The 12,682-nt window shown below is 48.6% G+C and carries 11 protein-coding genes and 1 other RNA gene; 4 read left to right on the forward strand and 8 right to left on the reverse strand.

Annotation, left to right across the window (positions count from 1 at the left end):
• Positions 1–7: 7 nt before the first annotated feature.
• From FDX09_RS11135 to ydiK, 5 genes are all read right to left on the reverse strand, one after another.
• On the reverse strand, positions 8–1,243 hold the full coding sequence (locus tag FDX09_RS11135) for an MFS transporter (RefSeq protein WP_038640238.1): 1,236 nt from the start codon (positions 1,241–1,243) through the stop codon (positions 8–10).
• A 238-nt stretch (positions 1,244–1,481) separates the two neighbouring features.
• The gene (locus FDX09_RS11140) at positions 1,482–2,702 is read right to left on the reverse strand and encodes an MFS transporter (RefSeq protein WP_137347207.1); all 1,221 of its coding nucleotides are present in this window, start codon (positions 2,700–2,702) and stop codon (positions 1,482–1,484) included.
• Between the two features lie 48 nt (positions 2,703–2,750).
• A complete protein-coding gene (locus tag FDX09_RS11145) occupies positions 2,751–3,107 on the reverse strand; it encodes a YdiL family protein (RefSeq protein ID WP_137347208.1) in 357 nt (118 codons plus the stop codon).
• A gap of 158 nt (positions 3,108–3,265) precedes the next feature.
• An RNA gene (rprA, locus tag FDX09_RS11150) (antisense sRNA RprA) lies at positions 3,266–3,373 on the reverse strand.
• A gap of 184 nt (positions 3,374–3,557) precedes the next feature.
• The gene (gene ydiK / locus FDX09_RS11155; RefSeq protein ID WP_038640243.1) at positions 3,558–4,658 is read right to left on the reverse strand and encodes an AI-2E family transporter YdiK; all 1,101 of its coding nucleotides are present in this window, start codon (positions 4,656–4,658) and stop codon (positions 3,558–3,560) included.
• A 213-nt stretch (positions 4,659–4,871) separates the two neighbouring features.
• On the opposite strand from ydiK, the gene FDX09_RS11160 reads away from it, so the two are divergent.
• The 3 genes from FDX09_RS11160 (at position 4,872) to FDX09_RS11170 (ending at position 8,601) form a co-directional block, all read left to right on the forward strand.
• Entirely contained in the window at positions 4,872–7,928 is a 3,057-nt protein-coding gene (locus tag FDX09_RS11160) for an FAD-binding and (Fe-S)-binding domain-containing protein (RefSeq protein ID WP_137347209.1), read from the forward strand.
• Positions 7,925–8,335, forward strand: a complete 411-nt coding sequence (gene menI, locus FDX09_RS11165; RefSeq protein ID WP_042308766.1) for a 1,4-dihydroxy-2-naphthoyl-CoA hydrolase — start codon at positions 7,925–7,927, stop codon at positions 8,333–8,335. The genes FDX09_RS11160 and menI overlap by 4 nt, the downstream gene beginning before the upstream one ends.
• A 77-nt stretch (positions 8,336–8,412) precedes the next feature.
• Positions 8,413–8,601, forward strand: coding sequence for a YdiH family protein (locus FDX09_RS11170; RefSeq protein WP_029139522.1), 189 nt, complete (start codon positions 8,413–8,415; stop codon positions 8,599–8,601).
• Positions 8,602–8,668: 67 nt separating this feature from the next.
• Here the strand turns inward: FDX09_RS11170 and FDX09_RS11175 are convergent, their stop codons facing one another.
• Positions 8,669–9,520, reverse strand: a complete 852-nt coding sequence (locus tag FDX09_RS11175) for a Vmh family MBL fold metallo-hydrolase (RefSeq protein WP_137347210.1) — start codon at positions 9,518–9,520, stop codon at positions 8,669–8,671.
• Between the two features lie 122 nt (positions 9,521–9,642).
• Between FDX09_RS11175 and FDX09_RS11180 the strand changes: the two genes are divergently transcribed.
• On the forward strand, positions 9,643–10,530 hold the full coding sequence (locus tag FDX09_RS11180) for a LysR family transcriptional regulator (protein WP_137347211.1): 888 nt from the start codon (positions 9,643–9,645) through the stop codon (positions 10,528–10,530).
• Positions 10,531–10,767: 237 nt separating this feature from the next.
• Here the strand turns inward: FDX09_RS11180 and FDX09_RS11185 are convergent, their stop codons facing one another.
• Positions 10,768–11,364 carry a hypothetical protein gene (locus tag FDX09_RS11185; protein WP_137347212.1) on the reverse strand — a complete coding sequence of 199 codons (597 nt, stop codon included), beginning with the start codon at positions 11,362–11,364 and terminating at the stop codon, positions 10,768–10,770.
• 5 nt (positions 11,365–11,369) lie between these two features.
• Positions 11,370–11,990: a helix-turn-helix domain-containing protein gene (locus tag FDX09_RS11190; RefSeq protein ID WP_161668284.1), complete on the reverse strand. Its 621-nt coding sequence runs from the start codon at positions 11,988–11,990 to the stop codon at positions 11,370–11,372.
• Positions 11,991–12,682 lie beyond the last annotated feature (692 nt).

Genomic DNA, 12,682 nt, shown 5'->3' on the forward strand with positions numbered 1-12,682 from the left:
AAACAATTTATTGAAAATAACGTTCGCCCAACCGCACATCATTTTTGGGAATATCAAATACGCGGTAGTAACGAATAAAGACGATGATGGCGGTGATGAAGGCCAGCAGAGCAAATGCAAAGTCCAGCAAAATGATGTATTGCAGGCCAATGTTAGAAAGGTATCCGGTGATTAATGGGATAATAAAATTGGCTACGCCACCCATCATCATATAAACACTGGTGACTTTGGCTTTGCTCCTGGGGAAAAACTCTGACATCACCGAGACGCCAAGCTGTAAAATACCGCCAGCGGCAGAGAAACCAATCAGAAATGAACCGGCGTTACACACCAGCGGAGAGGGATATAAATAGATGACCGCTGCGGTGATGGTTGCCAGCGCGGCGTTAAACACATTTGCCCATATCGGTCGAACCATTTTCTTCAGCAGGGCGGCAAAAATAAATACGCAGACCAACGATCCCATACTGTAGTAAGAGATCGTTTTCAGGGCGTCGGCTTCCGCCATGCCGGCAAACGCCATGGCGTATTTCGGCATCCAGACCACGATGACGTAAAAGGTTGAAAACGCCGCGACACCGAACATCACGGAAGCGACTCCTTCCAGCCAGACCAACGGTTTGCTGTTCATCTGTGGCAGCTCTTTGGCGATACCGGCATCCACCATCTGGCTGGGAAAGCGGCTTTTTAACAGCATTAGGGTAATAACGACGAACAGTACGCCGGGGATAATGACCGCATAGCCGTACCAGATATGGTTGAGCAGCATGGTGCTGACGACAATGGGGTAGAGCATCTGCCCGAACGAGACCATCGCTTTAACCAGGATAACAGCCGATCCTGATGCTTTGGGGAAGCATTCCATTAATGCCGGATAGCCACCGGTATCCAGCGCCGAGTTAGCCACGCCAACGCAAACAGCCAGAATAAAGGCAATCAGCAGATTAGGGCTGGCGGGAATACCGAAGAAAAACAGCATATACAGAATAGCGCCTAACAGAATGATCGCCCGGCGGCCAAACTTATCTGAGAGCACACCAAAGAATAAAATACTCACCAGTCGCCCCAAACCAATGCCTGAAATTAAATAGGCAATCCCGGCATTGTCGGTGGAGAACTTTTCTGCGAGAGACGTCATATTTTGCGCCAGCGTAATGACGCTAATGCCGTGGAGAAAATAACTTAAATAAATACAGATTATCGCCAGAAGAAATGGCGTGTTAAAGGTCTTGTTTTGAGACATTTTCACAACTCCTTGCGGATTTTAAAATTATTTCGTGCTTGACGATATTTTTAAATTTCGGCGACCTTGTGCTTAATATACCGTTCAGTAGACACATTACCTACATAGCATGGCGTTTAACTTACCAGGTATTTTGCATCTTAAACTGTGAATTTAATTCTTCCTGATGACTTTTCGCTGATAATTTAAAAGGGCAGCCAATTATGTTGCAGAAGGGATGAACAATATTGCATCCCCGTTATTCTGCGACCGTCGCCATTTTTAGTTGATGTTTTAATGCGGCGCGGCTGCGATACCCAATAAACAGCGCCAACAGGAAACCGACCGCGGCGATACCGGCATCAAACCACATGATATGAGCAATGCTGGTCTCAGAGATTCTTGCTGTGATCAGCGGAATGGTGAAAGTCGCAATGCTGCCCGCGCTGTAGTAAATGCCGGTCGCTTTACCCTTTGCATGTGGAAAGCGTGCCGCCATCAGCGTTAAACCGATTTGCACCACGCCTCCGGCTGAAGAAAATCCAATGACAAACGCAAAGGTGATAACCACGTAGGGTGTCGGGTGCAGGCAAACCACCAGCAGCGCAATAAATGAAATAAAGGTGTACAGCATCAACAACAATGTCGCGCGTTCCGCTTTGCGCGCCAGTGGAGCAGTAATCAATACGCACAGCAAAGAGCCGCAGGTGTAAATGCTTAACAATTTGATAGATAACGTATAAGGCATGCCAGCAACAAACTGTCCGTACTGCGCCAGCCACTGGCTTACCAGATAAAATGTCGCCATGGCGATATAGCCATACAGAGTGTAACAGGCAAGATCGAGAATCGAACAACGATGTTCAGATTGTTGTGTTTCCCGTTTAGCAGGTAATGCCTTGATGGAAGTTCGATTTCCTGGATGCGCCGGGAAGCGACAGCGAAACAAAAACACGCCGTTGATTATCATAATGGCGGCCGCCAGCAGGAAGGACCAGCCAAACCAAAGCTCGGCCCACACCAACAAACTGATAATCATAGGTAGCAGAAACTGGCCGCTGGAGACGAAGGCTTTTATTAATATATTGGCTGTACTGGGCGATCGGGGAAACGCCTCCATCAGGCTGGGATAGGTTCCGGCATCGAGAAAACTGTTGGCCATTCCCGCCAGAAAGCCAAAGGCATAGGCGATAAAAATACTATGCGTATTGATGATGCCAACAAAGAAAATCAGGTAGCAGATCATGCCGAAAATAATAAACGGTCGGCGGCCATAGCGGTCGGAGAGCATGCCAGCCATTAATAAGACACTTAAACGACCGATGCCCAGCGAGGAAATAACGATCGAGACGCCCGCGGCGTTGGTTTGCCACTGGTGTTCAAGCGAAGACATATTGAGGCTCATCAGAATGACCCCCATGCCGTGGACCAGGTAATTAAAGTACAGCCCTATCGCAGTGGAGAAATAGGTGTTTTTCATAATGTGTTACTCAGCGAAGAGGCTAAATTGGTATGGCGTTGTAAATGCTTAACACAAACGCTCAAGGTCGTGAGCGTAGAGCTCAACAGCAGCCGATTGATAGATTTTCCAGTCGAGGAAATCGTTGTGGTGATAAACCGTCTGAAATGAGTTCAGATCGGGGAAAAAACGCATAGTGTTATTACCAATGCGGTTATTAATTTTGTCGATAACTGCATTAATTCTTACTTTCCGTCTGGCTTTCATTTCTTTACAAATGTGCGCGATGTACTCCGGGATTTCCCTATCGCCATTTTCCCATTGTTGCCATGCGGCAACATTATTATCACGCGAGATATACATCGCGCTTTCTTCCACCGTCATAGCAAAAATATGGCGGATAGCCTGCAGTTCCAATGCGTTCATTATTTGATTACCTCATAAAAGACGGTGGAATAGTAATAGCATTGCTGTGGATATTTCGGCTTGAAGAGAGTCACAGTATCTTGTGCAATATTATTTGTTGTATAGCAGGGAAGAGGTACTGAGTTTTGCAGCCAGTCGAGTGCAGAGGTGAGTGAAGGACAAAAAAAAGCCCATCGTGGGAGATGGGCAAAGACTACACACAGCAATTCGTTGTTTCACTCAGGGGAATTCCATGCTTATAAATCAATGTGTTGATCTACAGCCTTGAGCTAATAGTAGGCATACTGATTTTTCGCGTCGATCAGATTCATCTCAATAGTTTAAAAACTGTAAAGAATTTGCGACATAAATGAGTGCTGCGAGGAGAGTACCGTTCGGTTTAACTCAGTACCGGGACGGGATAGATTAACATTACTAAACAATCAGGCGGCAATGCCGCCTGACGTTGGATTACTTATTGCTTTCAATTTCTGCGAGGAGTTCGTCCGGATCGCTCCCCGGCGCAGGCGCTTCATTCACCCAGGCAGAGAACAGACGCCAGGACACAGCCAGGACTACCGGGCCGATAAACAGACCAATCATGCCGAATGCAATTAATCCACCGATGACGCCAGAAAGGATAAGGAGCAGCGGCAAATCGGCGCCCATACGAATCAACATTGGGCGAATGACGTTATCCAGCGTTCCAACCACACCGCTCCACACCAGCAGCACGGTGCCCCAGGTTGAATCCCCGGTCCAGTACAACCAGATAATGGCCGGGACCAGCACCGGCAGCGGCCCCAGTTGTACCAGGCAGGAGAGGATCATTAATACTGCCAGCAGCGTCGCATACGGCACGCCGGTTACCGCCAGACCAATGCCGCCGAGGACCGCCTGTACCAGAGCCGTAACCACAACACCTAACGCAACAGCGCGAATGGCCTGCGCCGCCAGCAGAATGGCGGCATCACCGCGTTTAGATGCCAGTCGACACGCGAAATGACGGATCCCTAACGCCACCTGCTCACCACGCCAGTACAGCAGGGCGCTGAATAGCAGCATCAGGCCACAATGCATCATAAAGCGACCAATATGCGCAGCCTGACCGACAAACCAGGTCGTTGTGGCGCCGACATAAGGCCGAACTTTGGCCATAATGGCTGCGCCGCCCATATCCAGCAGGCTGTGCCATGCGCCATACATTTTGGCTCCCACCAACGGAATGCTGTTCAACCATGCCAGATCCGGCAGCGTCATATCGCCAGCAGTGACGGCATGGATCAACGGTCCGCTGCCATCAACAATGCTATTAACCAGCAGCGCAATAGGAATGATAAACAACATTACCAACAGCAGGGTCATTACCAGCACCGCCAGTGAACGGCGTCCCCACAGCAGTTTTTGCAAGCGTAACAGGATAGGCCAGGTTGCGATGACCACCGTACCCGCCCATGCAAAACCGAGGATAAAGGGCTGCACAATCCAGAGACAGGCCACAATCATGATGGCTAAAAACAGCACCGTTAGCAGCACTTGTGCAATATCCCTGGGCTGACGAAAATTTACCATAAATACTTTTCACCTTTGTCTTTGCGTCAGAACGTTGACGCGACGTGAACACTTAAATCACACCCTGTAATGATGAGCAATTTCAGCGGTTTTGAACAGGCGGATTCTGCCTGTAAATCTGCTGAGCGTATTAGAAAAAAATGTGATACAACAAACAAAGCAACACGCAAACGATTAAATTCACAACACAGACCGCAGGAAAGGGTCACTATAATGATTCCACAAATTTCTCAGGCGCCAGGTGTCGTTCAACTGGTGCTCAATTTTTTGCAGGCGCTGGAGCAGCAAGGATTCACGGGCGATACGGCAACGAGCTACGCCGATCGGCTGACAATGTCGACGGATAACAGTATCTATCAGTTGCTTCCTGATGCTGTGGTTTTCCCGCGTTCAACGGCAGATGTGGCGCTGATCGCCCGTCTGGCGGCTGAACCTCTTTTTTCGTCGTTGATTTTTACCCCGCGCGGCGGCGGTACCGGGACGAACGGTCAGGCGCTGAATCAGGGCATTATTGTTGATATGTCCCGTTATATGAGTCGCATTATTGAAATCAACCCGCAGGAAGGTTGGGTGCGGGTCGAAGCCGGGGTAATCAAAGATCAGCTCAACCAGTTTCTGAAGCCTTACGGCTATTTCTTTGCCCCGGAATTATCCACCAGTAACCGGGCAACGTTGGGCGGGATGATCAATACCGACGCATCCGGACAAGGTTCGTTGGTTTACGGTAAAACCTCCGATCACGTGCTGGGTATCCGCGCGGTGCTGATGGGCGGCGATATTCTTGATACTCAGCCAATGCCGGTCGAACTCGCCCAAACGCTGGGCAACAGCAATACCACTATTGGCCGCATCTATAAGACGGTGTATGAGCGGTGTCGTGATAATCGGCAGCTTATTCTTGATAAATTCCCCAAACTCAATCGCTTCCTTACTGGTTACGATCTCCGACACGTCTTCAACGACGAGATGACCGAGTTTGATTTAACCCGCATTCTTACCGGTTCAGAAGGTACGCTGGCGTTTATTACCGAAGCGCGCCTGGATATCACACCGTTGCCCAAAGTCAGGCAGTTGGTCAACGTCAAGTATGACTCGTTTGATTCAGCATTGCGTAACGCCCCGGTTATGGTGGAAGCGCGCGCACTCTCGGTAGAAACCGTTGACTCCAAAGTGCTTAATCTGGCGCGGGAAGATATCGTCTGGCATTCGGTAAGTGAGTTGATTACCGACGTACCGGATAAAGAAATGCTGGGCCTGAATATCGTCGAATTTGCGGGTGACGATGAAGCATTGATTGATGCTCAGGTCAGGGCGCTGTGCGAACGCCTGGACGGCTTAATTGCCCGTCAGGAGGCCGGTGTCATTGGTTGGCAGCTGTGTACTGAACTCGCGGGCGTGGAGCGCATTTACGCCATGCGTAAAAAAGCCGTCGGTTTGCTGGGAAATGCGAAAGGTTCCGCGAAGCCTATTCCGTTCGCCGAAGATACCTGCGTTCCACCGGAGCATCTGGCTGACTATATTGCCGAGTTCCGTGCGCTGCTCGACAGCCACGGTCTGAGTTATGGCATGTTTGGCCACGTGGATGCCGGCGTGCTGCATGTCAGACCGGCGCTGGATATGTGTGACCCGCAGCAAGAAGTGCTGATGAAACGCATTTCTGACGATGTGGTCGCGCTGACGGCAAAATATGGTGGTCTGCTGTGGGGCGAACACGGGAAAGGTTTTCGTGCAGAATACAGTCCGGCGTTTTTCGGTGACGAACTGTATCGCGAATTGCGCAAAGTGAAGTCGGTATTTGATCCGCAAAACCGGCTGAACCCGGGGAAAATCTGTCCACCGGAAGACGTTGACGCGCCAATGATGAAAGTGGATGCCGTCAAGCGAGGGACTTATGACCGACAGATCCCATTGGCGGTGCGGCAAGAGTGGCGCGGAGCAATGGAGTGTAACGGCAACGGGTTATGCTTTAACTTTGATGCGAAAAGCCCCATGTGCCCGTCGATGAAAATCAGCCTCAACCGAATCCACTCGCCGAAAGGCCGTGCCACGCTGGTACGTGAATGGCTGCGTCTGTTGGCGGATCGCGGAATTGACCCGATACAGCTGGAAAAAGAGCTACCGGAAAAACGCGCCAGTTTACGCACGCTGATTGCCCGCACCCGTAACAGCTGGCATGCGCGTAAGGGCGAATACGATTTCTCGCATGAAGTCAAAGAGGCGATGTCCGGTTGTCTGGCGTGTAAAGCCTGTTCCACGCAATGTCCGATTAAAATTGATGTACCGGAGTTCCGCTCGCGCTTCCTGCAACTGTACCACACGCGTTATCTGCGACCGTTGCGCGATCATATGGTGGCGACCGTTGAGAGTTATGCGCCGCTAATGGCGCGTGCGCCCAAAACGTTTAATTTCTTCATCAATCAGCCGCTGGTGCGTAATCTGGCTAAAAAGCACATCGGTATGGTGGATTTACCGTTGTTGTCTGCGCCGTCGCTGCAACGTCAGTTGGTTGGTCATCGTTCTGCGAACATGACACTGGAGCAGCTCGAATTACTCAGCCCGGAACAAAAAGCCCGTATGGTGCTGGTGGTACAGGATCCGTTCACCAGCTATTACGATGCGCAGGTGGTGGCTGATTTTATCCGTCTGGTAGAAAAACTGGGCTTACAGCCGGTACTGCTGCCGTTCTCGCCAAACGGCAAAGCGCAGCACATTAAAGGCTTTTTAAACCGTTTTGCCAAAACAGCGAAAAAGACATCTGAGTTTCTCAACCGGGTGGCGAAGCTGAATATTCCAATGGTGGGTGTTGATCCGGCGCTGGTGCTCTGTTATCGCGATGAATACAAGCTGGCGCTTGGAGAACAGCGGGGGGATTTCCATGTATTGCTGGTCAACGAATGGTTATCTACCGTTGTGGCGTCACAGCAGCCAGCTGCTATTGCCGGTGAGCCGTGGTATTTCTTTGGTCATTGTACCGAAGTGACGGCCCTGCCAGGCGCGCCTGCGCAGTGGGCAGCTATTTTTGCCCGTTTTGGCGCCAGGCTGGAGAACGTCAGCGTGGGGTGCTGCGGCATGGCTGGCACTTATGGGCACGAAATGAAAAATCACCAGAACTCACTGGGGATCTATGAGCTATCATGGCACCAGGCAATGCAACGACTGCCGCGAAATCGTTGTCTGGCTACCGGATATTCCTGTCGTAGCCAGGTTAAACGCGTTGAAGGCACGGGCGTTCGCCATCCATTACAGGCACTGCTGGAGATTATAGGATGATCTGGAAACGTGAAGTCACTCTTGAGGCGCTCAATGCCATGGGTGAAGGAAATATGGTGGGGTTGCTCGACATTCGCTTTGAACATATTGGCGACGATACCCTGGAGGCCACAATGCCGGTGGACCATCGCACCAAACAACCTTTTGGTTTACTACATGGCGGTGCATCGGTGGTGTTGGCGGAAAGCATTGGTTCAGTGGCCGGTTACCTGTGCACTCAGGGAGAACAAAAAGTGGTGGGCCTTGAGGTTAATGCCAACCATGTTCGCTCTGCGCGGGAAGGGCGTGTCAGAGGCGTGTGTAGCGCCATTCATACCGGCTCTCGCCATCAGGTATGGCAAATCGAAATCTTCGATGAGCAAGGGCGATTGTGTTGCACATCGCGTCTGACGACCGCTATTTTGTGATGCATATTGCTTTTGGTCATTATCTGCGCAGTGAATGGTGTTATACTGTGCAGGTTTTGAACACAAGCGAGGATGATATGTCTACCCAATTAGACCCGGCCCAACTGGCAATAGAGTTTTTACGTCGTGATAAAACCGATCTTTCACCGGCTCAGTACCTGAAAAGACTGAAACAGCTTGAGCTGGAGTTTGCGGATTTATTGACGCTCTCTTCAACTGAACTGAAAGAAGAGATCTATTTTGCCTGGCGCATGGGCGTTCATTGATTCCGGTATGCTTATTGTAATGTAACCCCGACATGCGTTCGGGGTTATTTTTGGCGTTAAATCTTGTTTACCACTTCATCTCACCGGTATTGACCTTCGCGCTTAGCTCCAGAGAGCTGGCGTCCGCCAGACCTGGCCATGCCGACGTCATGGTTTTAACCACGTAAGCTGAACCTTTATTCGCGCTTAACGCTTGTTCAAATGACTGCAAATAGTCCCGGGTGAAGCGAATCGCTTTATCGCCTGTCGGGCGTTCGCCAATATAATGCCCCGGGACCACCTGAGCGGGCTGTAAGTTCTGCATCTCGCTTAACACATTGCGCCACGCGGAACGCTGTTCAGCAGATTGTGTATCCGCCGTCCAGACATGGATCCCCGAAGCCACGCCGGTACCGCCAATGATTGCGCGGTTCGCCGGGATCCAGACATACGCCGCATAATCGTTGGGATGGCGAAGTTCCAGCGTTTCGCCATCAACCGTGAAACGCGTTTGTGTGGTGGCTTGCGGCACGGTGAGTGATGTTGGCGCGCCGTCCTTCATTTGCGGGCCCCATAACTGCAGTTTGGCCTCTTTCGTGGCGCGGATATGCTCAACCACATGCGGTGTTGCCAGCACTTTTACCTGTGGGAAGGCGTTGACGAGGGGCTGCAGACCGAAATAGAAATCCGGATCGCCGGAGGTGATTACGATGGCTTTCAGCGTTTTACCGCTGGCGTGAATCATCTGTACCAGTTGTTCGCCATCTTTGGTGCTGAACTGCGCATCAAACAAAATCGCTTCTTTCGGTCCTGAAACCAGCGTCGAGGAGACCGGGAAAATAGCCTTATCCTGCGGGTTGTAGACGTCCAGCTGGAGCGGGGCGGCAAAGAGTGAAGAGGAGAACAGGGGTAACAGCAGAGCCAGAGTTTTAACATTCATACCAGGTAACCTTGTGCAGGAAATTGTCTTTTGATAGTTCGCGTATTTTAAGGATATTTGCATCTGTTAGAATTCCTGTATCAGGGTATGCTGAGTTTCTTAAAACGATCGGATGGGATGCAATGGACAGAGTAATGGCGGCAACGGTATTCAACCATATCTGTGATTTGGGCAGCTTAAGCGCCGCCGCGCGAGCGCTGGGGCTTTCCAGACCGATGGTTAGTCGTTACCTCGACGAAATGGAAAAATGGGCGGGGGCAAGGCTTATCCATCGGTCGTCGCGTCGCCTGACGATCACGCCAGCCGGAGAAGAAGCGTTAGTGAAAACGCGTTCTCTGGCGCAACTTTCGCTGGATATTGCTGCCGCCAGTGCCGCGCAAATACCTTCCGGTACGCTACGTGTCGCTTGCGCGCACTATACCGCGATGCATATTCTTGCTCCGGTGCTGCCCACTTTTCTGGCGCGGTATCCGCAACTGCGCATTGAGGTTGAGATTAATAATCAACCGGTAAGTCTGGTCGGGGAACGCATCGATGTGGCGATCCGCATTACGGATACCCCCGAGCCTGGGACCATCGCCCGTCGATTGGGGGACTGTGAATCCGTGCTGTGTGCGTCTGTCGATTATCTGCATCAACATGGCACTCCTGAAACGCTCGACGATCTTACGCAGCATAACTGCCTCTATTACAGCGACTTTGCCGGAAAATCCTGGCACTTTTTCGATGTACAAGGGCAGACGGTTTCTGTTGCGATCAAAGGGAATTTGAGCGCCGGGATCTCTTCGCTGCTCTGTGAGTCGGCGCTGGCGGGTATGGGCATTGCGCTGGTACCGGAGCCGGAAGCGCGAGAAGGGTTGGCGCAGGGAAAGTTAGTTCGGTTACTGCCAGAGCTACAGCCTAAACGCCTGCCAATATACGGGTTGTATCTTTCTCGTGAGCATCAGCCTGCGGGGTTACGCTTGTTGTTAGACGCAATTAGTGAAACAACGCGCGAATTATGTCATTGACTGCGCTCAAAAAACAATCAAACCGCAATTTGTGTTAAACAAAACTTATCCGGGAGTGAGATTATTCTTATGCCCCTTCAAGAGCTAAGCCATTACGAGTGCCGGAGATAAGCGCCGGATGGGGCCGGAACCCTTAAGCCTGCCAGCAAGCAGACTTAAGGGTTTTTTGTTATTTGCACTGTTCCGCATAATAATGCATTGCTGCTGAGACTGTAAGCGCTTAATTTCTATGTGCCTTTAAAGATGATAATTGGACTGTCTGCCACAATGAAAATAGTTTGTTCTTGACTCTAAAATAAAAGTGTAAGCGAGATGGATGTTATTCCTTTCTAAGTTAAATTCACATTTAATTTTACTGAGTCTGGCATAAACTATCTTTGCATTCAAACCACTTAGTTCAGAGATTTCAGAAAATGAATAACCCTGACACAAATGCTCAAGAATAAAAAAATCCTTATTTGTCAGAGGCTTTGAAGCGTAATGATGCTCCAGTTCTGGAATGCTGGCTACAGACCACTTAGTATACGCCTTTGCTTTTTTTAGAATATCCACCCAGTTTAATATTGATTCTGTCGGTGTAATGCATAGTATGCTGAATTTACGCAGAAAATCTGCTGTCTGTTTATTGCATATAGCTATTATTTTCTGCGGTTCATCTAATGTAATCCGCATGTAATTTTTTATTTTATTTAATAGTAAGATTGGATGTGGGTTTTCGATGAGATCGAAAATATGAATGACCTCATCGGGTTGTGAAGTTTCAAATATTTCATCAATGAGGCCCAAAACCCCCTGCCGGGTATAGGCACAGTAAGTATGTATATGAAATCCCATAGTGTTTATCCTTTTTCTTTAGGAATCCATTCAATAAGTATTCCATTTTTAATATCTAGTTGGCCATTATCTCTGTAATGGTTTACGACACGCATTATTGTACTTTTTGAATACTTTGTTCTTTCCTGAAGAAATTTATAAACAGAGATTGATTTTCTAAACTCTGGTGGGAGCATACTAAGAACGGTAATCAGCTCTCCGATTGCCACTTTAACTGATGCGCCATTGAGGTTGGCATCTCTGCGCCATATGGCTTGAGATTTATACTTTTCAACTATCCACAATTCTTTGAATAAATTGAACTTTTCCACTAAATTCAATGCGGTTTCTTTTTTAATCCGATATGCTACTGAATGAGCCCGTATCTCACCATAAAAGTACGCTTCACTTTCAGGATGGTCGGTCCCGCTCATAATATAGGGCGCAAGCGCAGTACAGAATACCAGGTCGTCCCTTGTTCTCCTGATATCCATCGCTCCTTCAGTCAGAAAGACGAAGTCAGTATTATTCGGCTTAACGCCTAAAGTACGCTCAATTCCAATTTCGCTTTTTATTATGATACGCGCGGCACCGGATGATAACCATTTGGAGATAATTAACTTCATTTCATCATTTGGCTTCATCATACGCAGGATTCTCATCATAAAAGTGGAATTTTAGTATCAATGTTCAATGAGTACTCACGATGTAAGTATATTCACATGGGGAATACTTTCCTTGCAATATGGGAAAATAATTAATTCCATATTGAAATGGTAACTTAATGAAATTAAATGAAATTATTATGTAATATAAGGTCGTTTTGTGGTTCAAGCATTTGTACTTGCTCGTTTTTTTAATGTTTTAATCTTGGTTTTGCGTTTATGTCTGGTTTAATGTTCTGTCCTCTCTCTATTTTGTGAATTATATATCCACAAGGTTCTTATGTGTTCTATTCCTGATTGTGTCATTTGAATCTTCTCTTTACATAAATTTACATAGCGAGAGGGGCGAGAGGCAATTCGTTAAGCGAGAAATAATTTATTCCGTTATTAAATCGGGAGTTACGTTGCAATGCGCCGTAATGCCTGCAGAATTTCAAACGTATTACTTATTGACGACGATCCTGTTCGCGACTGCATCGTTATAAACAGGAATATGCGGTTAGCGGTGGGCTGGGGAATTTCATATATATCAAATGGTTAATATATACCTGGTCTGCCGGTCAAAGAAATGTTAGTTACGGTGTCTGTTATGTATGTCAGGACAAGATAAAAACGAAAACAGGACGACAAGGATAAGGATGTAAAGGAAAGTAATAGATATAAAACAACAGGAT

Origin of the sequence: Citrobacter sp. wls717 (assembly GCF_005280955.1) — a bacterium.
GTDB classification, from domain to species: Bacteria; Pseudomonadota; Gammaproteobacteria; order Enterobacterales; family Enterobacteriaceae; genus Citrobacter; species Citrobacter werkmanii.

What these genes read in the sequence shown, in the direction of transcription:
- FDX09_RS11145 (WP_137347208.1), bottom strand. Translation starts at nt 3,107, where the DNA reads ATGAACGCATTGGAACTGCAGGCTATCCGCCATATTTTTGCTATGACG.
- FDX09_RS11175 (WP_137347210.1), bottom strand. Translation starts at nt 9,520, where the DNA reads ATGAATGTTAAAACTCTGGCTCTGCTGTTACCCCTGTTCTCCTCTTCA.
- FDX09_RS11190 (WP_161668284.1), bottom strand. Translation starts at nt 11,990, where the DNA reads ATGATGAAGCCAAATGATGAAATGAAGTTAATTATCTCCAAATGGTTA.
- FDX09_RS11160 (WP_137347209.1), top strand. Translation starts at nt 4,872, where the DNA reads ATGATTCCACAAATTTCTCAGGCGCCAGGTGTCGTTCAACTGGTGCTC.
- FDX09_RS11180 (WP_137347211.1), top strand. Translation starts at nt 9,643, where the DNA reads ATGGACAGAGTAATGGCGGCAACGGTATTCAACCATATCTGTGATTTG.
- FDX09_RS11135 (WP_038640238.1), bottom strand. Translation starts at nt 1,243, where the DNA reads ATGTCTCAAAACAAGACCTTTAACACGCCATTTCTTCTGGCGATAATC.
- FDX09_RS11140 (WP_137347207.1), bottom strand. Translation starts at nt 2,702, where the DNA reads ATGAAAAACACCTATTTCTCCACTGCGATAGGGCTGTACTTTAATTAC.
- FDX09_RS11170 (WP_029139522.1), top strand. Translation starts at nt 8,413, where the DNA reads ATGTCTACCCAATTAGACCCGGCCCAACTGGCAATAGAGTTTTTACGT.
- FDX09_RS11185 (WP_137347212.1), bottom strand. Translation starts at nt 11,364, where the DNA reads ATGGGATTTCATATACATACTTACTGTGCCTATACCCGGCAGGGGGTT.
- ydiK (WP_038640243.1), bottom strand. Translation starts at nt 4,658, where the DNA reads ATGGTAAATTTTCGTCAGCCCAGGGATATTGCACAAGTGCTGCTAACG.
- menI (WP_042308766.1), top strand. Translation starts at nt 7,925, where the DNA reads ATGATCTGGAAACGTGAAGTCACTCTTGAGGCGCTCAATGCCATGGGT.